We start from the raw sequence: 22,834 nt of genomic DNA on the forward strand, positions 1-22,834 counted from the left end.
GGTCCCATATTCGGAATGCACTCGAATGCTTCGGCGCGGTAGATCTGTCGAGTGAAGTGCATCGAGGTGTGGCCGCGCCGGGTTCGTCGATGGCTGAGATCAACAGGTTCTGATGAAGTTGGCCTGTGGTTTCGACGCGGGCCTGTTTACCGGCGACGACCACTGGGGTGGGCGTGCGCAAACTCACCGCAGTCGCTACGGCAGGGGATAGAGGTGGTCGAGGTTGATGACGGTCGCCTCCTGGCTGCTGCGCGCGATGACGAACCTGGCCGGGGTCTGCGGGTCGGGGTTCTCTTCGCGGTGCGGTAGGTAGGGCGGCACGAACACGTAGTCGCCCGGGTCGGCCGTGACCCTGACCTCCTTCTCGCCATCGTGGTAGATGATCTGCGGGTGGCCGCTGAGCACGTAGATCGCCGTCTCGGTGTCACCGTGGTGATGGTTGCCCGAGGCGGTGTGTGGTCGCGCGGTCGCCTCGCCCATCCATAGTTTCTCCGAGCCGACGAATCGTCCGCTGATCGCGGCGAATCGCTGCATGCCTTCTGATTGGTCGGTGTCAGAACTGATTTCCGACGATTTGATCAGGTGGACCCGGTTGTTGACCGCGTGCGCCGCAGTCAGATCGGGATGGAATCCGTCGTTGTCCATCAGAGTCTCCTTATCGACGGGTGGACGGTGCTCGCGGTACACGACGACTCCGCCGACCATGCGTTGCCTCTCGACCGCTCGGTATGTCGTATGCACCTCGGCCGCAACGGAGTCGTCGATGGGCCGACTGCAGGTGGTGACTACGGTTCGGTTGTACGGGCAATTTCGGCGAAACTCTCCGTCTACCGCTCGTGTCTATCTGGGAAATGCGTTCTGCAGTTCGCCGAGCGCATGTTGTGCGATCGCGAGGATGTTGCCTTCCTGCGCGAGGTAATCTGCCCAGCCTTGTTCCTGTGCTTGGCGCAGGTTGGGCGGCAGTGGCTGGTTCAGTTCGGCAATGGCCTGTCGCAGAAGCGGTTCCATCCGCGCGCGCAACGCACGGTTGCCCTCGGCTTGGTTGTCGAGTTCGAGTTTTCCGACCGCCGTGTAGTCGTAGAGCTCGTATTCCTGTTCCTGCGCCGGGTCAATTTCGATCCGTCCCTTGAAGAAGTGTGAATACGACACGTATTTCGCCTCGGCGGTGCGCACTGCCGCGACGTGTGCGGGCGCATTCTGGTTGAAGAGCACGGCGGCCTCTTCGATGGTGGGTTCGTCGGTAGCGTGGACGATCCAGGGCCGCCCGGGTTCGCCGCTGTCGCGGCACAGGGCGGTGATGTCGAGGCGATCGGCGAGGTGTGCGTACCGCGCGTCGCCGCGCCACGCGCTCCCGCCGGTGGCGATCGACAGCAGCAGTGGAGTGATATCGGCGCTGGAAGTGAGCTGGTCACGGGTACTGGTGGCCGATGTGGGGCTCAATAGGCCGCGCGGATCGTGCACATACAGCGGTACCCTGATCGCCTCGTCGTAGGCCGCGCCACCTTTGCCGTGCAGCCCATGCGAGCCGGCGTAGTCCCCGTGGTCGGAGGTGAACACGATGACCGTGTTGGCGGCGACATCCGGACGCTGGGCCAGCGCGTCGAGCACCCGGCCGATCTGGATGTCGACCTGCTGCTGCAGCCACAGGTAGAGATTGCGCATGTCGATCCACTGCTGCTCGGCACCGGGAGTTCCGTAGGGCGCCAACCCGAAGGCCGCGGCCGAGGCTTCCACCAATGCCAACTGCAGGCGTGGCTTCTGGGCCAGCTGTTCCAGGGATTCGTAGTTCGCGGGGAGTTCGTTCATCCAACGTGGAATGTCGAGCTGCGCTTGCTGGCGTCGGGTCCATCGAGGCCACCACTGGATGTCGTGCGGGTTGACCAAGGACACGGTGCAGCACCACGGCGCTCGACCGGCTTCCGCGTCGAACCATCCGAGGAATTGGTCGACGATGGTCGGGTCCATCTGCACGCCCTGTCCGGGCGCGCCGTTCGGCGACGGATACGTGCCGCCGCTGAATCCGTAGTTCGCCAACGACCCGGGCGTGGTGTCCGAATCGTGGCCGAGATGCCATTTCCCCCACCACGTCGTCTCATATCCGTGTTCGCGGATCATCGAGCCCCAGGTCGGGAACAACGGTGACAACGTCGACTGCGAGGTCATCATACAACCGGTCTGATGCGAGTACAGGCCGGTCAGCAGTACCCCGCGCGACGGTGTGCAGTCGTTGGCGGCAGTGTAGTGCTGCTCGAACGACACAGCGCCGCGGCGGATTCGAGCGATATTCGGCAGTATCCCGTCCAGCGTTTCCTGGTCGGGAAACCACATCGGCGCGCGCATCTCGTCCACGAGTACCACGAGGATGTTCGGCCGGTCCGGGTCGACGTCGGCGCGGGCTCTGCCTGCCCCCGCCGCGCCCGACATCGCGGTGGCAGCTGTTGCGGCTGCGGCACCACCGGTAAAGAAACCACGCCTGCTGATCGACACGCTTTACTCCATTCACGGAATGTCGCACATCTCGATTTCTGAAATCCGGTCGGAACCTGTCGGGAGCGCCACTATCGATCCGAGGCAGCCGTACCTGGCGCCGAACTCGATCGCAGTCTGCACTATAAGGGAACACGCACGGCGTCGAGTTCACGGCGCCCAGAAGCGTGGTCGCGTCGACCTTCCCGGGGATCGGCGCATGTCGAGCGTCAGTCGTCGGCGTGTCCGGCATCCGGGTCGGCGGCGTCGGACAGTAGCGGGCGCACCGCTGTGGCTTCGGGGCCGCGCTTGCGTACGGTCGCGGTGAAGATGACGGGTTGGCCTGCGCTGAGAGTTTTGTAGCCGGTGGTCTCGATGGTGGTGTACTCGACGAAAACCGGCGTCGGGTCGTCGTCGCCGCGGAGGAAACCGAAGCCTTTTTCGACGTTGAACCAGATCACGGTGCCGCGGTGCCAAAAATTCGTCGGTACCGGGCGAGGGCGCTGCCGGTCGGGTACAGGCATGTCGATGGCCGAGTCAGGCGACCGCGCGCGGCGGTCGGTCGATGTACATGACGCACCGCCACCAGGCGTCCAGGGGACTGGGGTCGGGCCAGATGACGATGCGCTCGGAGGTGCCCGCCGGGGTGATGTCGGAAGGTTTCGGCGCGATGGGGTGGGATACGGACGGTGCCATGATCAGGGTGCGCTCCATCAGGTGTTCCGGGTGGGGGATAGTCCCTGTGCGATAAGGCTATTCCGTCGCTCGTCGGCGCGGATCGCCGAGGGTGCCCGAAGGGCCCGAGCGGTCACGTCGAGCCGCGCGATCAGCGGCTCCTTGCGGGCGGTCGAGCGAACGCCGCGGGCCGCGGTTACAACTGCTGGCGCGGCAGCCGGACGACCTGGACGAAGAAATCGTCGATCTGCTTGATCGCGGCGACGAACTGGTCGAGATCGACCGGCTTGGTGACGTACGCGTTCGCATGCAGCCGGTAGCTGCGCAGGATGTCCTCTTCGGCCGCCGATGTGGTCAGCACCACCACCGGAATGTGTGCGAGGTCGGGGTCGGCCTTGATCTTCTCCAGAACTTGTCGTCCGTCGTATTTGGGCAGATTGAGATCGAGCAGAATCAGATCCGGTCGCGGTGCGTCCGCGTGTGCACCCTGCCGATAGAGGAAGTCGAGAGCTTCCTCGCCGTCGTGGGCGACATGCAAGGTATTGCCGATCTTGTTGTCTTCGAATGCCTCTCGGGTCATCAACTCGTCACCGGGATCGTCTTCGACGAGCAGGATGTCGATGGGCTGACCAGGGATGGTCATGGGCAGGCTCCTTCATCGGCGAGCGGATCGGTGGCGGGTGGACTGTCGGGTTCGACGGAGCCGAGGGTGAAGCAGAAGCGGGTGCCCTCGGTGTAGGCGGTGTCGATCCAGATGCGCCCGCCGTGATACTCGACGATCTTCTTGCAGACGGCCAGCCCGATGCCGGTTCCGCTGTATTCGTCGCGATGGTGCAGTCGTTGGAAGATCACGAATACCTTCTCGGCGAACTCGGGAGCGATACCGATGCCGTTGTCCGACACCGATATCAGCCAACCGGCGTTGTCGTCGGGTTCGCACATGATCCGGACGGCGGGTGCGTGGTCGGGCTTGCGAAACTTGATCGCATTGGCGATCAGGTTCTGCCACAGCATGGTCAACAGCGTCGGGTCGCCGCTGATCTCAGGCAGTTCGGCGGGCTGCTCGATGCTGGCGCCGGAGTCGTCGATCGAAGCGGACAGATTGGCCATCGCCTTGCCCAGAGTGTGGTCCAGGCGGGTCGGCTCGTCGCGGTCGGTGACCCGCCCGACTCGGGAGAACGTGAGCAGATCGTTGATCAAGGTCTGCATTCGCTTGGCGCCGTCGACGGCGAAGTCGATGTACTGTTTGCCGCGTTCATCGAGTTGAGCCCCGTAACGCTTCTCCAGCAGCTGGCAGAACGAGGCCACCTTGCGCAACGGCTCCTGCAGATCGTGCGAGGCGACGTAGGCGAACTGCTCCAGCTCGGCATTGGAACGCCGCAGCTCCTCGGCCTGGTTGTCCAGATCGGCCTTCTGCTGGACCAGCGCGGATTCCTGGGCGCGCGAGGAGGCCAGCTCGGCGACGATGCGGCGGCGCATGCTCTCCACCGCGTTCGCGACAGTCGCGAGGTCGGCCGGGCCGTGCGCATCGATGTGATGATCGAAGTCACCGCCGGCGACCCGCAGTGACGCGTCGGTCAGGTAACTCAGCGGCCGGGCGACGAGTCGTCGGACCAGCACGGTCAGCAGTACGCCGGTCAGCAGGAATACCGCGATCATCCCGGCCAGCACTGCGTCCCGGACCGCGCGGGTGTGCGCGAGTTCGCCGCGGTCGTGGTCGACCGTTGCCGCGAGATTCCGGTTCTGCGTGTCGAAGCGCGCGCGGAGTTCGTCGAACAGCGGCTTGCCGCGCGCGGCGACCGCGGCATCGATGCCGCGGGTCGGCCCGGCGGTCAACGCGGAAGCGAGCGGTTCGGCATAGTCGGTGCGCCACCGCTGGGCCGACCGCTGCACCTCGTCGAGCTCGTCGAGCAGTGGTTGCCGGCCGGCCAGGAGGCCGCGCAGGCGGGCCACCGACTGCTCCTCGTCTCGTCGGCCCTCACTGTAGGGCTGGAGAAACTGCGGATCGGCGGTGATGGCGTACCCGCGCAGGCCGGTCTCCTGGTTGACCAAGGCGCTCTGCAACCGGTATGCCTCGGCCGCCGCGGGCTGCGACTGGTCGAGCAACCGATCGGTGACCCGATTGGTCTGCGCGATCACCTGTGCGCCCGCCGCTGCGCCGATGATCACCACCAGCACCATCGCGACCAGCACGAACTGAAACCAGGCATGGGCGGTCAAACGGGCCGTCGGTCGCGCGGGCAGGCTGGTTGTCGTTGTCATCGATTGTCGTCCTGTGCTCGACGGTCTCGGATCCACCGGAGATACAGGATCGCGACATCGTCATCCAATCCACCTGTCGCACCGGCCAATGACTCGACCCGGCCGATCAGCTCATCGACGAACCACTCGGGATCTTCGACGTCGATCGCGCGGGCGACCTCGACCAGGCCCTGCTCACCGAGCCGCCGCGGGTTTGTGCCGACTCGACCTTCGAACAGTCCGTCGGTGAAGACGAGCAGACCGCAGCCTTCTGGCATGTCGAGCTCGTGGACGGGCCACTCGGCGCGGCCGGGCAGGAACCCGAGCGCGGGCCCGCCGGGAACCTCGACCCAGGCCAACCCGGCATCGGAGCGCAGCAACATGCCCGGGTGCCCGGCCCGCAGCACCCGCGCACGTCGGCGACCGGGATGCAGGACGAGGCTGGTGACGGTCGCGAAGGTCTGTCGACCGGTGCGCTCCGCCAGCAGCACCTGTTCGAGCAGTCGCAGCTGCCGGTCGCCGGTGACTCCGCTGAGCACCAATGTGCGCCAGGCCAATCGCAATGCCACGCCGGTCGCCGCCTCGTCCGGGCCGTGTCCGGACACGTCGCCGATGACGGCGTGCACGGTGCCGTCGGAGTCCTGCACGACGTCGTAGAAATCGCCGCCGAGCAGGGCGTGTGCCCGGCCGGGACGGTAGCGCGCGACGACATCCACGACGCTTCGGCCGCGCAACAGCGGTGTCGGTAGCAGGCCGCGCTCGAGGCGTGCGTTCTCCTGCGCGCGCATGTTGCTGGCTTGCAGCGCCGCGCTTGTGCGCTCGGCGTGTTTTCGCTGAATCGCGTAGCGGATGGCACGCCCGAACAGTTCGGGTTCGACCCGGCCCTTGACCAAGTAGTCCTGGGCGCCCGCCGCTACCGCCGCCAAGCCGGTCTGCTCTTGGTCGAGCCCGGTCAGCACCACGATCGCGACGTGATCGGTGCGCCGACGGATCCGCTCGAGCGCCTCCAACCCCTGCGCATCGGGAAGATGCAGGTCCAGCAGGACGCAGTCGGGCACGGTCACCGCCAGATGCTCACTTGCCTCGGCCAGTGACCTGACCCAGTCCAGACGCAGCCCGGGCGCACCGTCGAGGACCAACTCCTCGACGAGCAGCGCGTCGCCGGGGTCGTCCTCGATGAGCAGCACCGATGGTTCTTGCCACGGCCAGTCCACGCCGACGATCACCTCGTCGTTCGATCCGTCAGACCGCACGAACACCACCGGTCGCGGATTCCGTTGTGACAGACGGGATGACAGCCTTGACGCCATCGTCGGCACACACCGACAACCCCGGCCTCCGATCACCAAAGGGCGGCACCAGCGCACGCCGAACTGCCTCAGCGGCCGGTTGCTGGACCGAGAGGCAGCAGCGATCGTATCCGATCTTCGGCCGGACCGAGACACGGCGCCGACCAGCCGGACGAGCCGGCCGCAGTGCGTGACAGGGAATCAGACCATCGTGCGTGTGAGCGAGGAGGGTACCTGCGCGGCGCGCTCGAGTGCTTCATCGTGGCGTGCGGAGCGAAGTTCGGCCAAGGCGCGCGCGACGACCGTGACGTGTGTCGCAATGACCGCCAGGGAAGCGGAACCGACTGCGGCGAGAAGCGCAACCACGACAGATACCGGTCCTTTCGAGGGTGAGCGGGCTGGGTGCCCACTCGATCGGATACGGAGGGCGGCTCGCCGGCTTCGGCGAGCGCGCTCCGTCTCCAACGTGCCCCGGTGTCTCCGGACCAAACACACCCGTTCCGGAGGGCGCGATCGGCCCGAACGATCAGGCGAGGGCGACCTCGGCCGTCGCGCGGCCGAAGACCCTGCGCCCGTGGTGCTCGGCGGTGATCGCCACCGTCGCGGTCCGGGTGCGCGGATCCAGGTCTTTGACCCGGCCGCGGAACTCGATCCGGCCGCCGGTTGCGGTGACATGGACCGGGCTGGTCAACCGCACGTTGTAGGCGCGCACCGCGCCCGGGTCTCCCAGCCACGAGGTGAGCATGTCCACACTGAGCCCGATTGTCAGCATGCCTTGGGCGACAACGGTATCGAGCTCCATCTCCGCGGCGATCTCGGTACTCCAGTGGATCGGGTTCGGATCGCCGGCGACGCCTGCGTAGTTCACCAGATCACCGAGGCTGAGCGTGAGGTCACGCGGAGGAAGTTCGTCGCCGACGGTGACCGCGTCGAATGGCAGGGCGTGTGCGCTCACCGGAACCGAGCGCACGGACCGCGTGGGCTGGGAAGCGTCGTCACCGACGTACTGTGGCGGGGGGCGATGTGCCTGGCGCACGTCGGGGCGGGCGCCATGCATCACGACCGCGTCGAGCGAGCCCGGCAGTGCGCCGTCGGCGCGGCCGACCAGGCTGGTGCGAGACGTGAGAAGAGGCCGATCGTGCTGGTCCACGATGGTCTGGCGCAATGTGATCAGGTCACCGCCGAACGCTCGGCGGAACGACTCGAGGCACATCTCGAAGCTGAGCCGGTCACCGGCCAGGAGTGGGCGGTGGAACTCGATCATCTGGTCGGTCTGAATCATTCTGCCCATGCTGTAGCCGGGCAATATCGTATCGAACGCGTCGGCGTATGCCAGACCACCAGGGACGGAGCCGAAGGTCAGTGGTGCTAGCAAATTGTCGTAGCCGAAGCGCGCGGCGTCGTCTTCCGACCAATGCACCGGGTGGTAGTTGCGCACCGCGCGGGCGTATTCGCGAATTTTCTCACGGCCGACCTCGTAGTAATCGCAGGTGCGGTACCGGCGCCCGACCATCGACGACGCATCGGCTGCGGGACCGATCACTTCGGTCTCGCTGGACGTTGAACGGATGCTGGACATCGCGGGGAATCTACCCAATGAAGCCCGAATTTCCGGCGAGCCCGCATCGCGCGCCGTTTCGCGGACTCCGATACCGCGCAGCGACAGCCTTCGCTTCGGTGTGCTTCGGAAACGTATGCGGTCCACATATGCTGTTCCGTTACCTCGGTCGGATGCCGGCTGCAGGTCGCGACGAGCGAAAGATGGTGCTCTGCGGCGTAATCCGGTGGTGGGCCGCTAGAGCAGCCCAGTTGTCGTTGCTGTGTCGTATTCGAGCCATCGGGTCGCATCGGACGCCTGGGTGTGCGGGACGATCGCGTGGTCGATCGTCAGCCCACGTCGATCCTGCTGGTTTCTCGCGGAAGTTCGGGTTCGGCGGTAGGTTTGTGGCGGGTACCTGGAAAGTCGATCGACAGAACCGGCAGGAGGGTATCGGTATTCGGTGATCATGGACGGTGTTCTTCGACCAGCGGTAGATCGGCTGCGGGTGAGCCGGGCCGCGAGGTGCTGGTCGGCCCGCAACCTGGTCCGGGGCGCCCGAATCGATCCCGTCTCGTGCTCGTCTGCCGGACGCCGCGTGCAGCCACCTGCATCCGTTCCGGACCCCGCCGAGACCGTGCGCTCACGCCCGCGGTCTCTCGGCGCCGCTCATCCTGACAGTTCGCCGCCGGGCGCCCGCCCGCGGCTTGTCGGAGAGGAGAGAGATGTCTGTTTCGAACTACACCACCGATGACGCCGGCATCCCGGTCGCCAGCGATGAACACTCGCTGACCGTCGGACCCGACGGGCCGATTCTGCTCAACGACGCCTATTTGATCGAGAAGATGGCGGCGTTCAACCGGGAGCGGGTGCCCGAGCGTCAGCCGCACGCCAAGGGCGGCGGGGCGTTCGGCACGTTCGAGGTCACGAACGACGTCAGTGCCTACACCATGGCCGACCTGTTCCAACCCGGCAAGAAAACGGAGATGCTGGCCCGATTCTCCACGGTCGCTGGAGAGCGTGGCAGCCCGGACACCTGGCGCGACCCGCGCGGGTTCGCGCTGAAGTTCTATACCGAACAGGGCAACTTCGACATGGTCGGCAACGACACGCCGATCTTCTTCGTGCGCGACCCGATGAAGTTCCAGGATTTCATCCGTTCGCAGAAGCGCCGTGCCGATAACAATCTGCGCGATCACGACATGCAGTGGGACTTCTGGACGTTGTCGCCGGAATCCGCCCATCAGGTGACCTGGCTGATGGGTGACCGCGGTATCCCCCGCACCTGGCGGCACATGAACGGCTACTCCAGCCACACCTATATGTGGGTCAATGCCTCGGGGGAGCGGTTCTGGGTCAAGTACCACTTCAAGACCGATCAGGGGATCGAGTTCTTCACCCAGGACGAGGCCGACCAGATGGCCGCGATGGACACCGACTATCACATGCGCGACCTCTGGGAGGCGATCGACGGCGGCAATCCTCCGAGCTGGACATTGAAGATGCAGATCATGCCCTTCGAGGAGGCGAAGACCTACCGGTTCAACCCCTTCGACCTCACCAAGGTGTGGCCGCACGGCGACTATCCACTGGTCGAGGTCGGCAGGATGACGCTGAACCGCAACCCGGCCGACTACCACACCGAAATCGAGCAGGCGGCGTTCGAACCGAGCAGTTCGGTGCCCGGCACCGGTCCGAGTCCGGACAAGATGCTGCTCGGCCGATGGTTCTCCTACCCCGACGCGCATCGACACCGGATCGGGGCCAATTACAAGGAGCTGCCGGTCAATTCGGCGCACGCGACCACCGTGCGGTCCTACACCAAGGATGGCGCGATGCGCCACTACAACCCTGGCGATCCGGTATACGTGCCGAACTCGAAGGGGGGAGCGCACGCCGATCCGGCGGTCGCCGGCCCGACCGCGGGCTGGTACACCGACGGGGAAATGGTGCGGCTGGCGTACACCTTGCGCAAGGATGACGACGACTGGGGTCAGGCGGGCACGATGGTTCGCGAAGTCCTCGACGACGCGGCACGCGACCGGTTGGTGAGCAATATCGTCGGTCACTTGCTCAACGGCGTCACCACGCCGGTGCTGACCAGGGCGTTCGACTATTGGCGGAATGTCGACAAGAATCTCGGCGACCGCGTCGAGGCGGGTGTGCGCGCCAAACAGGACGAGCGCGATCCCAAGGCCGCGGGACAAGCCAACCCGGCTCGCTCGTCAGCGCAGGCCAAGGCCTGATCTGCCAACATGGTGGCCGGCGGTGACGTCGGCCACCATGTGTTGGTTACATGCGGTGTCGGGGCACACACGACCGAATCTGTGGGCTGTCGCTATTTTTTCATGTGGGCGAATATCAATACGAAGAATACTTTCTATGGTTATCGCTTTTTGTCGCGTGGCGGCATCTCGGTATTCGTATTCGTATTCGAGAACGAGTAGAAATATGTAACATCGAATCCGCTGGATCGACTACACCGCAGTGTTCGAAATTCATTCGAGGCTTGGTGAAGTCCCGCGATGCCGGATGTGTTTCACCGGGCCTGCCGACGCAGATCGGAGGACCGAATCATGGCGTTCGACGCCGCCGACGTTCGACCTGATCAACGCGTGCAATGCAGGTCGTGTCGAACCCTGGCCACCGGTGTCGTCGCTGTGGCCGTGGCCGGAGTGATCGGAACCGCTACGACGTCGGCAACCGCCCAGTCGCCGACACCTGATGCCGGCAGTGCCGATATCGCCGAGGAAATCCCCATACCCGCCGGTTTTCCGGCCGTCCCAGGTTTTCCGATTCTTCCGGAGTTTCCGCCGACCCCGCCGCCGTCGGCAGCGAAATCCGTGGGTGAGCGCGCCGTCGACGCCGCCCTGACGAAGCTGGGTGCGGCCTATCAGGGCGGCGCGGCCGGGCCGGATGCCTTCGACTGCTCCGGACTCGTGCAGTGGGCCTATCGGCAGGTCGGCCGGGAGCTACCGCGCAGCAGCCACGAGCAGCTCGCCGTGGGCACCCCGACGTCGCTCGACGATCTGCAGCCTGGCGATCTCGTGTCGTTCTACGGTGGTAGTCACTCCGGCCTCTACGCAGGCGATGGAACGGTGGTGCACGCCGCGACCTCTGGGATCGGAGTGCGGCTGGCGCCGATCTCGACGATGCCTTACGCAGGCGCGCGCCGGTACTGACGGTCGAGACACGGATGCGGACCCGCTCGGTGTGCGACGGCCCTGAGCGCTCGGAACTCGATAAAGGGTCCGTGATCACCGCAGCACACCACAGTCGCGGCAACATTCTTCCAGCTACGGAAGCGGCGCAGACCAGCGCAGGATAGTACCGCCTGCGGGCGCCTTCTCGATGCTGAAACTGCCGCCCGCGTGCTCCGCGCGCGCCGCCAGATTCGCCAGTCCGCTGTTGCGGACCACGTTTTCGGGTACGCCGACCCCGTTGTCGGTCACTTCGATGGTGACATCGTCACGTACTCGCAGTTCCACCGACACCGCGGTGGCCGAGGCATGCCGAACCACGTTGCTCACCGCCTCTCGCAGCACCGCTTCCACGTCGTCGGACAGCGGTGGCGCGAGGATCGTCACCGGCCCGGCCAGTCGCACGACGGTGCGTAGTCCGCTGTCGGCGGTCATTTCGACGACGATGCCGTGCAGGTGTTTTCGGTACTGCGAGGAATCCGCCGCCGTGTTGCTCTGCAAGTCGAAAATCGAATAGCGGATATCCTGCACGATCGCCTGGATGTCATCGACCATCTCCATCAGCCGGGATTTGACCTCGGGCGCTCGGGCTCGTTGGACCGTGCCTTGCAGGGCGAGACCGACGGCGAACAGTCGTTGGATGACGTGATCGTGCAACCCGCGGGCGATCCGATCGCGATCGGACAGCACGTCGAGTTCCCGCATCCGCCGCTGTGTGTCGGCCAGCTGCAACGCGAGCGCGGCCTGGTCGGCGATCGCCACCATCATGGACTGGGCGGAGGTGTCGAGGGGCGCGGCATCGGCGGGCCGCAAGGTGGTGAGCACACCGATGACGGAGCGACCGGCCCGCAACGGAAGGATCAGCGCCGGACCGAAATGGGAGAACGAGTCGAAGAGTTGGAAACGGAGCATCCGGTCGATCGCGACCGTGCGGCCGAGGCGGAAGGCTTCGCCGGTGTCGGATTCTGTCAGGGGCAACCGTTGCCCGGTCAGCTGCTCGGCATCGGTCCCCGCGGCTGCGACCACGACCAGCTCGGCGACCTCGTCATGCGGAACGTCCGGGTCCTCGGGTAGGGCGACGAATGTGCACACGGACTCGGTGAGCGTCAACGCCCGCTCGGCGACAAGATCGAGTACTTCGCTCGGTTCACCGCCCGCCAGCAGCTCGGTGGCCACATCGCGGGTCGCTTCGAGCCATTGCTGCCGGATCCGCGATTGCTCATAGAGGCGAGCGTTCTCGATGGCGATTCCCGCGGCCGCTGCCAACGCCTTCACCACGACTTCGTCGTCCTCGGTGAACTCTTGGCCGCCTGTCTTCTCGGTCAGGTAGAGGTTGCCGAACACCTCGCCACGGACCTGAACCGGCACACCGAGGAATGTGTGCATCGGTGGATGATGCGCCGGGAAGCCGACCGAGGACGGATGGTCCGAGAGGTTCGCCAGCCGAATGGGTTTCGGCTGTTCGATGAGCAGGCCGAGCACCCCGCGTCCTTCCGGCAGGTCTCCGATCATCCTTCGTGTGCGGTCGTCGATGCCCTCATAGACGAATTCGGCGAGCCGATTGCTGGTTTTGTCGGTATCCCGGACCCCGAGCGCACCGTACTCGGCATCGACGAGTTCGATGGCGGCGTGCACGATCGTACGCAGCGTGTTGTCCAGGTCCAGTCCCGAGGTGATCACCAGCATCGCCTCGATGAGTCGGTCCATTCGATCGCGCGCGTCCACAATCTGCGCGATCCGATCCTGAACCTCGATCAGCAGCTCACGCAGCCGCAGCTGAGACAGCGTTTCGGTGACCGGCGGCCGACCACTCGGCCCCGTCCCGGACAACTGTCCATCCATATCCAGCATTCTTTCATGATCAATGCCGGTTGGACCCCGCTGCTGAACAGATGGAACTGACCGAATGGTCGCTGTTCCAGCCTTTGTTATTCGTTGAGTTTCGAGGCCAGCACCGCCGCCTGCGTGCGTCGTTCAACCCCGAGTTTGGTCAGCAATCGTGACACATAATTCTTGACCGTTTTCTCGGCCAGAAACATACGGCTCGCTATCTGCCGGTTGGTCAGCCCTTCACCGAGCAGCGCCAGAAGTGTTCGCTCCTGCTCGGTCAAGCTGGACAGCGGCCCCTTCTTCTCCTCGGCCTCCGAACGGAGTTTGGCCATGAGTGCCGCCGCGGCACGATTGTCGAGCAGAGACTTTCCGGCCCCGACATCCCGGATGGCATCGATGAGTTCGAGGCTTTTGATGTCCTTGACCACATATCCGCTTGCTCCGGCCAGGATGGCGTTGAGCATCGCCTGCTCATCGGTGAACGAGGTCAGAATCAGACAGTGCAGGTCGGGATGCATGGACAGCAGTTCACGGCACAGTTCGATGCCGTTACCGTCGGGCAGCAACACATCGAGGATGGTGACGTCGGGTTGTAAGGCGGGAATCCGGGCGAGTGCCTGCGAAAAGTTGCTCGCCTCGCCGACCACCTCGAGATCCGGCTCCGCGCCGACAAGATCAGCGACGCCGCGCCGCACTATCTCGTGATCGTCGACCAAGAATACCGTGGTCATGGGCATTCCTCTCGCTCGCCGAATATACTTAGCCTACGGAGCAACATGGTGGAGCGTGTCGGAGTTATCGACTATCGGATCAACAATTTCCTCGTTCGATCCTGTCGACCCTCGCCGGCCATTCCGGTGCGATATACGACCTCTGCCAGGCACGGAATGGTTCGATCACCATGTCGTCGAATCCAGCGTATCGCGTCGGGCCCGGGTCGAGGCCGTCGATATGGCCGCCGCGATCCCATCCGTCGAGGAAGAGGCAGCGGCTTCGGCGAATCCGGTGAGTGTGCCAGTCGTGCGGGCAGCGGCACCGCGCCTGCCGTTTCCCTTCTCGTCAGCCCATGATCAGTGCGTTACGTCGCGGGTGAATGTTTCCCGACCGTCTCCATGACGGCGAGGAGACTCGCGCGGGCCTCCAGCGCGATCGGTTCGAGTTCGGTCGTTCCGGATTGTCGTACCAGAATTTCCGGGTCCATCGCTTCGACGATGGTGATGTCGCCGGCGGCGCGCACCACGACATTGCACGGGAGCAGCAGGCCGATCCGCCGGTCGATCTCCAGCGCCCGATGAGCCAGGGACGGGTTGCAGGCACCGAGGATCACGTATTCCTCCATCGCGACGTCGAGCTTGGTGCGCAGTGTGGCGCACACGTCGATTTCGGTCAGGACACCGAAGCCCTGTTCGGCCAAGGCTTCGCCCACGATCTGAATGGTGTCGGCGACCGGCATGGCGACTCGAGCAGTGAGGTCGGCGTGTGCGACCGGGATCCGGATCTCGGTCAACAGATCGTGCGGAGCGACCGCCTCGTCGGGGGCGACGAGGTAGACCTCGGTCGGTGGGCCCATCGGCTGGAACGCCGACTCACGCAACCACGCGTCGAGCGCGCGATAGGCCGCCCCGATTGCCTGGTAGTCGCCGTGGTGAATGGTCCGCGCGTACAGGCCGGGCTCGGTGCGTCGCACGGTGACGTCGTCGTCGATGCCGAGCGGTCCTACGGTGACCGGTAGAGCGAAGTCGACATCGGTCGATGTGCGCGGGCCCAACTCACCTCGATAAGTCGTCGTCGGCGGCCCGGATGGCACCATGCCGGTGGTCGCGGCCACGGTGTAGAGCGCCTGCATTCCGGCGCCGATATCGTCGCCGGCGTGGTCGGGCCGCACCGTGCGGTGCAGTACCAGGACTGGGTGCGGCGTCGATTCGACCACCGCGACGTGGTATGTCATGGGTTCCTCCTCGGTCCGAACGCGTGTACGGGTCCGCCTGCCCTCCGCGCCTCCGCCGACGGGTCCGTCGTGTCACCGCAGCTGCGCTACGGGTCGGCAGGTCGACGGTGGTAGCTGCGCACGGCGCTCGCGCCACCCTCTCGGTGACGGTGACAGCGTCGCCGAACATCGCTTCGTAGCCGACGGCGCCGACATCTCGGTCTCCTCGAGGCATCCCACCGTGTAACTCTCCTACCTCGAAGCTACGGTCGGGAGCGTCCGCCGGACAGTGCCGAACCGACGCGGAGCGCGGGACTTTTGTCAGCACGCCCACCGCATCAACATGGCACCGAATTCGGTCGCTTTGCCCTCGAAGCGCGATGTCGCCGCCGGATTCTCGTTCGACCCGCGAGCCGGTGTCGATTTCCGGTGCGCCAACGCTGGCCGCCACAAGTTGTCGCCTCGCTCGGTGCGGACCGTTCGCCTGCCGATATGTAGTTCGACTCGAGTGCAGCCGTTGTGCGGCGTGTGTTCCGGTCGACATCAACGATCCGGCGCGCTCGCGATGGCACCGCCGAGCGTGCCGTCCAGCTCGACGCCGGACAACAGGTTGCGTAGCCGCGCGGGCAACACGGCGAAGACGCCGTCGAGCTGTCCGGGCGAGAACAGGCCGGACAGTGCCTTGGTCACCGCTCCGGCCAGCGCAGCGGCCTCATCCGGTGAGACACCAGCCTCCTCGGCGAACGTGCCGACGAACGCGGTGACGTCGTGGTGCGCGGGTACGCGGGCGGGCACCCAACCTTCGTAGAATGCTCCACGCAGCATCTCGGGCAGTTGTGCGGCCAAGTGGGCCGCGGTGGCGACCTCGACCTGGTCACGCACCGCGTGCAGCCACGCGCGGACAGCCCGGTATACGAACGTCCGGTCGTCGGTGCCGAGTTGCGCACCGATGGTGTGCAGCCACGCGTGTGCGGTGTGGACCGCGGGCGCGAGTGGATCATCATGTTGGGACATGGTGTCACTCTCGCCGGGCTAGGGCCGCACGGTGGTCGACGCTGGCTTCCGTAGACCGAGCCCTCGGGCGATGCTGTCCGACCAGGTGCGGATCGCGGCCCAGTCGCGCAGATCGCCGTACCGACCACCGCCCAACAAGCGGTAGAGCGCCCGGGCTTTCCACGAGACGCCGACCCCGTTGTAGTGCCCGGCGAATGCGCGGTATTCCCACGGGTAGACCGAGTCGCACAGAGCAGCGATCCTTTTCGGCACAATCGGCCCGACGCGCCTGCCGATCGGCCCCCGCAGGGCGGGAGCGAGGCCGACGCTGAAGATCCAGAGGTCTCGTCGGGACAGCTCGTCACGATGCGCTCGGGTGTAAGCGGTTGCGGCAGGAAGAAGATCCATGTCGTGCACGGCACTGCCCAGCACGACCGCATCGAAATGGGACAGGTCGGGCGCGTGCTCGACGTCGGCCGATTCGACGTCCGCGCCCCGTTCGGTGAGATAGGCGGCGATGAACTCCGCGATGTCGCGGGTGGATCCCTGCGCGGTCGCGTAGAGGACCGCGACGCGGGGTGCATTCGATTCCATACCTCAGCGTCGCGCGGGACTACCCCTGCCGGTCAGAGCAGTCGTGCCCGAGGTGCAGGGACCAACGGCCTCAACCGACCGTCGCCCTCCGCGATACGCAGCTAGGCGGCGGCGTCCTCGAAGACTTTGACCATCTCGTCGTCCAAAAGCCGAGGAACGTCGGATTCGCTCATTTCCGGGAACTTTCCGAAGAAGGCGGACGGCAGGTCCATGTCGATTCGGGTGTCTTCACCATCGCGCTGGGAGACGCAGATGCGCACCGGCGCGCCCAATCCCGCGGCGCCGGTGTACTGGAATAGACCTCGGGCAATGACGGCGTTACCGACCAAGTAGAACTTGGACTCGATCGGAATGCCGGCCAGTCTCATCGTGGACCCCTGCTCGAACTCCCAGAAGATGGCGAACTTGCTCGGCTTCGACACCTGATCGACGTAGATCTCCAGTCCCTCGCGGTCCGCGCTCGTCACGTATTCGATGAGTCTCGGAACCGACAATCGCTGCAGTCGCGATTCGATGGCCTTCGTCACGTCGAAGAACGACTTTTCCGACCGAATCGTAACCAGAGTCCCGGCGAAATGAGTCAACGTCTTGCTCGGCGGAACCAGGAATTCCCCCATGAGCTATTCCTTTCGCTGAGGATCTTCGTCGGCCGTAGGAACCGGTCGGATTACCGCGATCTGGCCGACTCGGTTGCCCGCCGCGGTACGACCGTGCCACGGGCCGTACCGCGCGTTGTCAGCGCTCCCGGACGGAAGGGTCGGTTTCGGGCATGCCCTCTGCGAGCAGAATCCGGTGTGCCTGCTGAGCGGCGGACGTCGTTCGGGAGTTGTCCGTTCTATCGATGGGAAGCCGTTCGAGCCCGCGGGCGAGGACGGCGACCGCGTCGCCAAGGGCATGCACTCGGTATTCCAGGGTTGCCAGACGGTCGACCTCGAACCTGTCGGCTGCGGCAGATCGCTCGGCGAGGTACTCGTCGAGTGCGGGCTGCGCACCGTACAGGACGCCGCACAGTCGGGCCGGAAGGACCGCGAACACACGGTTGAGCTGACCGGGGGAGAACAATTCCGACAGTGCAGTGGTGACCGCACCCGCGACCGGACCGACCCGGTCCCGGTCGATTCCCGCCGCTCTGGCGAAGTGGCTGATGAACGCCGTGGTCCCGTGGCGTACCGGAACGTGCGTCGGTACCCACCCTTCGTAGTAGGCGCCACGCAGCAATTCGGGCAACTGCGCGGCCAGGTGCGCGGAGGCGCTGACTCCGATCCGGTCTCGGACGGTGTGCAGCCAGGCGCGCAACGCTCGGTAGGCGAACGCACGGTCGTCGGTGTCGAGGCCGTCTGCGACAGTGCGCACCCAGTCGCGGGCTGTTTGCACGGCCGGGGCGAAGGGATCGTCGTGATGCGGCATGTGTCCTCCTCGATGGGGCATCAGGGACGAGTTCTGCGTCGTACCCGCGGTCTGTGTCCCCGGCCGAAGGGTGCCGAACAGCGGAGTGCGCCAGCCGGCGTGATGGTGCCGGGGATGTTCCGACCAGTCGCTCGCTGCCGTGGCGGATGCATCACGACACGGCGTTGCCCGCGCCCGTCGGAAGATTCTGCGCGCACACTGCTTCCACGAACTCCCCGATCTGCTGCTCGGGTAGGTGGCGCGCGAGATCTGCCTCGGTGATGATGCCGACGAGCACACCCCCGGCGGTCACGGGCAGTCGCCGAATCTGACATTCGGTCATTCGCGCGAGAACGTCGCCGAGATCGGCGGCGACGTCGACGGTGTGCAGTTGCTCTGCTCCCTGGGTGAGTTCGCCTGCGGTGGTCGTTTTGGGATTGCGCCCGATACCGACAACTTTCACGACGATGTCGCGGTCGGTGATGATGCCGACCGGATGCCCTTCGCCATTGCACACCGGAAGTGCGCCGACACCGAGCTGGCGCATGCGCTGGGCAGCGAACTGCATGGTGTCACGCACGCCGATGCACTCGACGTCGGGGCGCATCAGGGTTTCCGCGGTGGTCATGGTGGTCTCCCTCCGTCGGGGTGGCAGGTTGCCGCCCGACCATCATTGGATGACCTTCTGCCTCGACGACAGGGGACAAAGTCACCGGCTTACGGGATTCTCCGTGTGCGAGCCATCGCACCTGTCGGCATACGCCGACTGTGGGGGGACCCGGCTACCTACTGCCAGTGCTCGGTGAACACGTCGGTCATCGGTCTGCGCGGGGTCGGCGCAGGTTCGTCGTGGCCCGGGGCCGAGCCGACACGCACGAGCACCTGGGGGAGGCCGCCGCGCGGAACCAAATTTGCCAGCAGTTGACGACCCGACTGCACCTCGATCACGTGGGTGAGCGCACAGGTGGTCAGGCCTGCGGCGGTGCACTCGAGCAGAACAGCCGACAACGCTTCTCCGGTGTGCAGCCACTCCTGCGCGGAGTCGCCGGTCGAACTCAACAGCACGATGCGGGCGCGGTCCTGGATATCGTCGCGCCGCATCGAGTGCGGCACCGAGGGAAATCTCCGTCCGATACCGACCCTGGCGAATTCGGCATCCGAGACGAGCGACGTCGGCGGCACTCCCTCCGACATTTCGGCATGTCCCGCCCACCAATGCAATTCGGACTGATACAGCATGTCGTAGCGGCGCAACGCCGCGGACTTCTCCGAGGCCGTCGCCAGCCGAGACCTGGCGCTCTCGTCGAGGACGTCGAGTTCGATCTCGTGTGGCGATACGAGTTTTCGTAACGCGGGTAGGAGATCGGACCAGCCCACGGGTTCGAGCATCGGAAGTCGGTCGGTGTAGCGGTGGTCGATGGCGTCGGCGCGGGTGCGTACGCCCGGGGGCGGGTCCGGCCATGGACGGAATTCGATGGTCGCGAGGTGTTGCGGCTGCGCGGGATCGGGTAGGCGGACGGTGTCGGTATGCCAGTTGCCGGCGGCGAAGGCCGTTCGCGCATGGTGCAACGCGGCGCCGCAGCTGATCACGAGCTGCCGCCCGCGCGGATCCGCCGACGGCAATTGGCGATCGGGGTCGCTGTAGAGGTGTAGTCGGGCGCCGTCGAAGTCCCAGTGCCACGGCTGCGTGTTGTGCACCGAGGGCGCACGGCAGGCGAGTCCCATCGCCGCCTCGATCGTGGAGTGATCCGGCAGGCCGGATACGACGGGGATGTCTCTTGTGGTCATGTCGATGAGTGTCGTCGTCGTGGGGCGTCGCCGACACAGCCATTGCGCACGTTCTGCCGGGACCTCCGGCCCTGTTCCGAAAACCGCAGACCCGCCCCCCGCGGCCCGACTGCTCGCGCGGCTGTTGGCGTCGCGCATCGGCGCATCATGGTGGGCGATGGCGTTGCCTATCTCACACCGAGACCGATCCGTGCCGGCGAATCGGGCCGTTGGTCTACCGCACTCGGTGACGTTCGGCCCTGGGGCCTCGAACGGACCGATGATGGCATGAGTGGACGGTCGAAGAGCAGATATGAGGAAGCGGGGTCGTACCGCGTGGCGGAATACGAGCTGTGCCCCGATCGTGCCGACGTTGCACGTCGTACGGTGGAACTCGATCGAGCCGAGGCGATGCGGCTGCTCGCCAGCGCACCGTTTGGACGAATCGTGTTCACTCGGGATGCCTTGCCCGCGATCCGCCCGGTCACACATCTGGTGGACGACCGAGGCTTCATCATCATCCGCACTCAGCTCGGTCCTGGGCTCGCGGCATCGGTGCGGGGCCGTCAGTCCGTGGTCGTCGCCTATCAGGTCGACGACATCGATCCCATCGACCGGCTGGGCTGGTCGGTCGTGGTGACCGGCGTCGCGCGCACCGTCGTCGATCCACAGGTGGCCGCCGGCTACACCGCCCTCCTACCGTCATGGGCCGACCGCGCCGCGGACGCGTTGGTTGCCATCGAGCCCACGCTCGTCACCGGCCTCAGGCTGGTCAAGGAGCACGCGTAGCGCGGGAGTGACGGCACCAGCGGCTCGCTCCGCAACCTGCCGTCGATCACCTATCGGTTACCGATGCGCGATCACCTACCTATCGGTGCATCCTGGAGCGTGTACCAGTAATCCGTGCATCAGGAGATACCCGATGACCACCGATTCGACCACAACCGAGGTGCGGGAACCGCGTCTACACGCGGATTTCGCCCGCGTACAGCAGCTTGCCGCGCAGCTCGCCGCAGCCGCGTCCGAGCACGACCTCACCCCTGGCGAACTGCACGCGACGCTGGATCGTATCGACACCATCCGCGCCGAGTGGGAACACGCCCCTACCGTCGCCCGGCAGAAATGGGCCCAACTGGAGGCCGCCGGGACCGGCGCTCGCTGACCGTGCGCGAGAAAACCCGCCACCGACACACCAGCCGCGAAACCGTTCTACTGCCATCGACGTGACCTGCGGGTTTGTTCGCTTGTTCGAGGCGGTCGCTGGGCTGCTTCCGCGCGGACCCGGGTGATCCGATCGTCGGGAACGAGGTCGATGATGTCGTCTCGTGAAGTGATCGCCAGTTTGTGCAAGATCGCGGCGATCTGTGCGTCGACGGTCCTGGTGGAATTGCCTCGACGGGCAGCGATCGTGACGTTCGTCCATCCGGCCGCGGCCAGAGTCGCGACCTCTTGCTCGGCCGCGGACAGTGCGCTCCAGGGCGAGGGAGGATATTTCTTCTCGGGTTCGTGTGTCGGGGTCGTGCCGATGGTCAGTGTGCCCAGCGCCAAGCGCTGCACCTCGCCCAGTTCGGGGCGTAGCCCGGAGCCTTGTTCATATGCGGCGGCGAACGCATCGGGACCCAGCACCCGCCGTGCGACGTCGATCGCTTTGTCCGTTTCCTCGGATACCAGCAACAGCTTGCCGATATTGATCCCCAGCCCCGCGGGTAAGGTGGCGGCTCCGCCGACAAGGTGAGCGGTTTCGGTGGCCAGTGCCTCGAGTCGCTCCCGGTCGGTGTCTCCAGTCGCGATCGAGTCGGTGATGATCTGCGCCAATGACCAGGTCCGGATATACACCGCAAACGACGTGCCCCATTGGTCGCGCGCGGTGACCTGATATGCCAATGCGGTGCGACCGACGGCCAGTGCCTCGGTGGGATTGCCGTGGTTGGTCAACGTGATCGCCCACGCCAACTCGGCCCATGCCTTCGCCCATCCGGCCCCGGACGCGATCGCATGATCGAGATGACGCTGCGCGATCTTCAGGGCCTGCTGTGTTGATCCGAGGGCTCCCACGGCGACTGCCTCGTACAGCTCGCTTCTGCCCACTCCGCGACTGTTGCCCAGGGCGGCGAACTTTTCGCGGGCGCGTGCCAATACCGTGATGGCCCGCGGGTCGCGGTGGGCCAGCATCAGTTTCGCCCCCCAGAGGAATTCGAGGGCAGCGGGCAGGCCGGTGTCGGTTTCCGGGGTGTGCTGCCAATTCTTTCTCACGTTCGGGTCACGGATGCTGAGAGCGGCGCATTCCTCGAGGATCTGTTCGGCCTCCTCGTACTGGGCCTGTATCAGCGATAGCCACCCGATCAAGGTCAGCGCCTCGATTTGCAGGTCGATCGGCTGCGGCGTCAGTGTGCGGGTGGCCTGCAGTGTGCGCTCGGTCCACCGGCGTATTTCCCGGGGTGAGCCTTTGATGATCGGCAGGGCGACCAGGGTCGCGGAGATTTCCAAGCCGAGGGTCGGTTCGCCGGAGGTCAGGCTGGTCTCGATGGCGGTGACGATGTTGTCCCATGCCGCGTTGGCCCAGTTCTGCTCGCCGGGGCTGAACCAATCCACCGCCGCGACGACTTTGTCCCGATAGTAGCGGCGGTGTCGCTGCGCGAGCCGTGCCGATTCGTCGACTTCGCTGGTGGAACGTTGTGCCAGTCGTTGCCGTGTGAAGAGGCGAATACTTTCCAGCAGCGAGTACCGTACGGTGGTCGGCGTGATGTGCACAGTGACCAGCGACTGGTCGGCCAGACGATCGAGTATGGCCTCGACATCCCGCCGCATCACACGCACTGCCGCATAACCGTCTTCCGGGTCGTCGGCGCAGACGTTTTCGATGGCTTCCAGATCGGCGCCGACGTCCATGACCGGGCTGGTGTCGTCTTCGGGGTTGGTGTCGTATCCG

22 protein-coding genes are annotated in these 22,834 nt (G+C 65.5%); 4 read left to right on the top strand and 18 right to left on the bottom strand.

The window, feature by feature from the left end; genetic code table 11:
• Positions 1–195 precede the first annotated feature (195 nt).
• The 8 genes from AB0B25_RS25405 to AB0B25_RS25440 all read right to left on the bottom strand — a co-directional run bounded on the left by AB0B25_RS25405 (position 196) and on the right by AB0B25_RS25440 (position 8,250).
• Complete coding sequence (locus tag AB0B25_RS25405; RefSeq protein ID WP_357184210.1) at positions 196–648, bottom strand: cupin domain-containing protein; 453 nt, start codon at positions 646–648, stop codon at positions 196–198.
• A gap of 192 nt (positions 649–840) precedes the next feature.
• On the bottom strand, positions 841–2,424 hold the full coding sequence (locus tag AB0B25_RS25410; RefSeq protein ID WP_357184213.1) for a sulfatase-like hydrolase/transferase: 1,584 nt from the start codon (positions 2,422–2,424) through the stop codon (positions 841–843).
• Positions 2,425–2,696: 272 nt separating this feature from the next.
• Entirely contained in the window at positions 2,697–2,927 is a 231-nt protein-coding gene (locus AB0B25_RS25415; RefSeq protein ID WP_357184150.1) for a cold shock domain-containing protein, read from the bottom strand.
• A gap of 76 nt (positions 2,928–3,003) precedes the next feature.
• Entirely contained in the window at positions 3,004–3,162 is a 159-nt protein-coding gene (locus AB0B25_RS25420; RefSeq protein ID WP_357184153.1) for a hypothetical protein, read from the bottom strand.
• Positions 3,163–3,337: 175 nt separating this feature from the next.
• Positions 3,338–3,784 carry a response regulator gene (locus AB0B25_RS25425; RefSeq protein WP_357184156.1) on the bottom strand — a complete coding sequence of 149 codons (447 nt, stop codon included), beginning with the start codon at positions 3,782–3,784 and terminating at the stop codon, positions 3,338–3,340.
• Positions 3,781–5,403 carry a CHASE3 domain-containing protein gene (locus AB0B25_RS25430; protein WP_357184159.1) on the bottom strand — a complete coding sequence of 541 codons (1,623 nt, stop codon included), beginning with the start codon at positions 5,401–5,403 and terminating at the stop codon, positions 3,781–3,783. Before AB0B25_RS25430 ends, AB0B25_RS25425 begins: the two co-directional genes overlap by 4 nt.
• Positions 5,400–6,635, bottom strand: coding sequence for a fused response regulator/phosphatase (locus AB0B25_RS25435; protein ID WP_357184161.1), 1,236 nt, complete (start codon positions 6,633–6,635; stop codon positions 5,400–5,402). Before AB0B25_RS25435 ends, AB0B25_RS25430 begins: the two co-directional genes overlap by 4 nt.
• A 562-nt stretch (positions 6,636–7,197) precedes the next feature.
• Complete coding sequence (locus AB0B25_RS25440) at positions 7,198–8,250, bottom strand: fused (3R)-hydroxyacyl-ACP dehydratase subunits HadA/HadB (RefSeq protein WP_357184163.1); 1,053 nt, start codon at positions 8,248–8,250, stop codon at positions 7,198–7,200.
• Positions 8,251–8,933: 683 nt separating this feature from the next.
• On the opposite strand from AB0B25_RS25440, the gene AB0B25_RS25445 reads away from it, so the two are divergent.
• Both AB0B25_RS25445 and AB0B25_RS25450 read left to right on the top strand, forming a co-directional pair.
• A complete protein-coding gene (locus tag AB0B25_RS25445; protein ID WP_357184165.1) occupies positions 8,934–10,454 on the top strand; it encodes a catalase in 1,521 nt (506 codons plus the stop codon).
• 330 nt (positions 10,455–10,784) lie between these two features.
• Positions 10,785–11,390: a C40 family peptidase gene (locus AB0B25_RS25450; RefSeq protein WP_357184168.1), complete on the top strand. Its 606-nt coding sequence runs from the start codon at positions 10,785–10,787 to the stop codon at positions 11,388–11,390.
• 114 nt (positions 11,391–11,504) lie between these two features.
• Here the strand turns inward: AB0B25_RS25450 and AB0B25_RS25455 are convergent, their stop codons facing one another.
• From AB0B25_RS25455 to AB0B25_RS25495, 9 genes are all read right to left on the bottom strand, one after another.
• Positions 11,505–13,259, bottom strand: coding sequence for a GAF domain-containing protein (locus tag AB0B25_RS25455; protein ID WP_357184171.1), 1,755 nt, complete (start codon positions 13,257–13,259; stop codon positions 11,505–11,507).
• A 77-nt stretch (positions 13,260–13,336) separates the two neighbouring features.
• Positions 13,337–13,969 (bottom strand): response regulator transcription factor, encoded by a 633-nt coding sequence (locus AB0B25_RS25460; protein ID WP_357184173.1) that lies wholly within the window; start codon positions 13,967–13,969, stop codon positions 13,337–13,339.
• Positions 13,970–14,316: 347 nt separating this feature from the next.
• A complete protein-coding gene (locus AB0B25_RS25465; RefSeq protein WP_357184176.1) occupies positions 14,317–15,186 on the bottom strand; it encodes a DUF302 domain-containing protein in 870 nt (289 codons plus the stop codon).
• Positions 15,187–15,708: 522 nt separating this feature from the next.
• A complete protein-coding gene (locus AB0B25_RS25470; protein ID WP_357184178.1) occupies positions 15,709–16,179 on the bottom strand; it encodes a DUF2267 domain-containing protein in 471 nt (156 codons plus the stop codon).
• 18 nt (positions 16,180–16,197) lie between these two features.
• Positions 16,198–16,752 (bottom strand): flavodoxin domain-containing protein, encoded by a 555-nt coding sequence (locus tag AB0B25_RS25475; protein WP_357184180.1) that lies wholly within the window; start codon positions 16,750–16,752, stop codon positions 16,198–16,200.
• Between the two features lie 101 nt (positions 16,753–16,853).
• Positions 16,854–17,369 carry a hypothetical protein gene (locus AB0B25_RS25480; RefSeq protein WP_357184183.1) on the bottom strand — a complete coding sequence of 172 codons (516 nt, stop codon included), beginning with the start codon at positions 17,367–17,369 and terminating at the stop codon, positions 16,854–16,856.
• A gap of 118 nt (positions 17,370–17,487) precedes the next feature.
• Complete coding sequence (locus AB0B25_RS25485) at positions 17,488–18,159, bottom strand: DUF2267 domain-containing protein (RefSeq protein ID WP_357184186.1); 672 nt, start codon at positions 18,157–18,159, stop codon at positions 17,488–17,490.
• A gap of 151 nt (positions 18,160–18,310) precedes the next feature.
• Positions 18,311–18,766, bottom strand: a complete 456-nt coding sequence (locus AB0B25_RS25490) for a CBS domain-containing protein (protein ID WP_357184189.1) — start codon at positions 18,764–18,766, stop codon at positions 18,311–18,313.
• A gap of 158 nt (positions 18,767–18,924) precedes the next feature.
• Positions 18,925–19,926 carry a hypothetical protein gene (locus AB0B25_RS25495; RefSeq protein WP_357184192.1) on the bottom strand — a complete coding sequence of 334 codons (1,002 nt, stop codon included), beginning with the start codon at positions 19,924–19,926 and terminating at the stop codon, positions 18,925–18,927.
• Between the two features lie 267 nt (positions 19,927–20,193).
• On the opposite strand from AB0B25_RS25495, the gene AB0B25_RS25500 reads away from it, so the two are divergent.
• Together AB0B25_RS25500 and AB0B25_RS25505 are read left to right on the top strand one after the other, a co-directional pair.
• Positions 20,194–20,694, top strand: coding sequence for a pyridoxamine 5'-phosphate oxidase family protein (locus AB0B25_RS25500; protein ID WP_357184194.1), 501 nt, complete (start codon positions 20,194–20,196; stop codon positions 20,692–20,694).
• A 133-nt stretch (positions 20,695–20,827) separates the two neighbouring features.
• The gene (locus tag AB0B25_RS25505; protein ID WP_357184196.1) at positions 20,828–21,067 is read left to right on the top strand and encodes a hypothetical protein; all 240 of its coding nucleotides are present in this window, start codon (positions 20,828–20,830) and stop codon (positions 21,065–21,067) included.
• Between the two features lie 47 nt (positions 21,068–21,114).
• Here AB0B25_RS25505 and AB0B25_RS25510 read toward each other — a convergent pair.
• On the bottom strand, positions 21,115–22,834 hold a 1,720-nt coding region (locus tag AB0B25_RS25510; protein ID WP_357184199.1), incomplete at its 5' end, for a helix-turn-helix transcriptional regulator.

Source organism: Nocardia sp. NPDC049190 (genome assembly GCF_040648115.1).
GTDB lineage: Bacteria > Actinomycetota > Actinomycetes > Mycobacteriales > Mycobacteriaceae > Nocardia.

Coding starts and splice junctions, on each gene's coding strand:
- AB0B25_RS25505 (WP_357184196.1), top strand. CDS start 20,828: ATGACCACCGATTCGACCACAACCGAGGTGCGGGAACCGCGTCTACAC.
- AB0B25_RS25485 (WP_357184186.1), bottom strand. CDS start 18,159: ATGCCGCATCACGACGATCCCTTCGCCCCGGCCGTGCAAACAGCCCGC.
- AB0B25_RS25440 (WP_357184163.1), bottom strand. CDS start 8,250: ATGTCCAGCATCCGTTCAACGTCCAGCGAGACCGAAGTGATCGGTCCC.
- AB0B25_RS25425 (WP_357184156.1), bottom strand. CDS start 3,784: ATGACCATCCCTGGTCAGCCCATCGACATCCTGCTCGTCGAAGACGAT.
- AB0B25_RS25495 (WP_357184192.1), bottom strand. CDS start 19,926: ATGACCACAAGAGACATCCCCGTCGTATCCGGCCTGCCGGATCACTCC.
- AB0B25_RS25500 (WP_357184194.1), top strand. CDS start 20,194: ATGAGTGGACGGTCGAAGAGCAGATATGAGGAAGCGGGGTCGTACCGC.
- AB0B25_RS25410 (WP_357184213.1), bottom strand. CDS start 2,424: ATGTCGGGCGCGGCGGGGGCAGGCAGAGCCCGCGCCGACGTCGACCCG.
- AB0B25_RS25445 (WP_357184165.1), top strand. CDS start 8,934: ATGTCTGTTTCGAACTACACCACCGATGACGCCGGCATCCCGGTCGCC.
- AB0B25_RS25465 (WP_357184176.1), bottom strand. CDS start 15,186: ATGACATACCACGTCGCGGTGGTCGAATCGACGCCGCACCCAGTCCTG.
- AB0B25_RS25475 (WP_357184180.1), bottom strand. CDS start 16,752: ATGGAATCGAATGCACCCCGCGTCGCGGTCCTCTACGCGACCGCGCAG.
- AB0B25_RS25460 (WP_357184173.1), bottom strand. CDS start 13,969: ATGACCACGGTATTCTTGGTCGACGATCACGAGATAGTGCGGCGCGGC.
- AB0B25_RS25430 (WP_357184159.1), bottom strand. CDS start 5,403: ATGACAACGACAACCAGCCTGCCCGCGCGACCGACGGCCCGTTTGACC.
- AB0B25_RS25455 (WP_357184171.1), bottom strand. CDS start 13,259: ATGCTGGATATGGATGGACAGTTGTCCGGGACGGGGCCGAGTGGTCGG.
- AB0B25_RS25420 (WP_357184153.1), bottom strand. CDS start 3,162: ATGGCACCGTCCGTATCCCACCCCATCGCGCCGAAACCTTCCGACATC.
- AB0B25_RS25450 (WP_357184168.1), top strand. CDS start 10,785: ATGGCGTTCGACGCCGCCGACGTTCGACCTGATCAACGCGTGCAATGC.
- AB0B25_RS25480 (WP_357184183.1), bottom strand. CDS start 17,369: ATGGGGGAATTCCTGGTTCCGCCGAGCAAGACGTTGACTCATTTCGCC.
- AB0B25_RS25490 (WP_357184189.1), bottom strand. CDS start 18,766: ATGACCACCGCGGAAACCCTGATGCGCCCCGACGTCGAGTGCATCGGC.
- AB0B25_RS25470 (WP_357184178.1), bottom strand. CDS start 16,179: ATGTCCCAACATGATGATCCACTCGCGCCCGCGGTCCACACCGCACAC.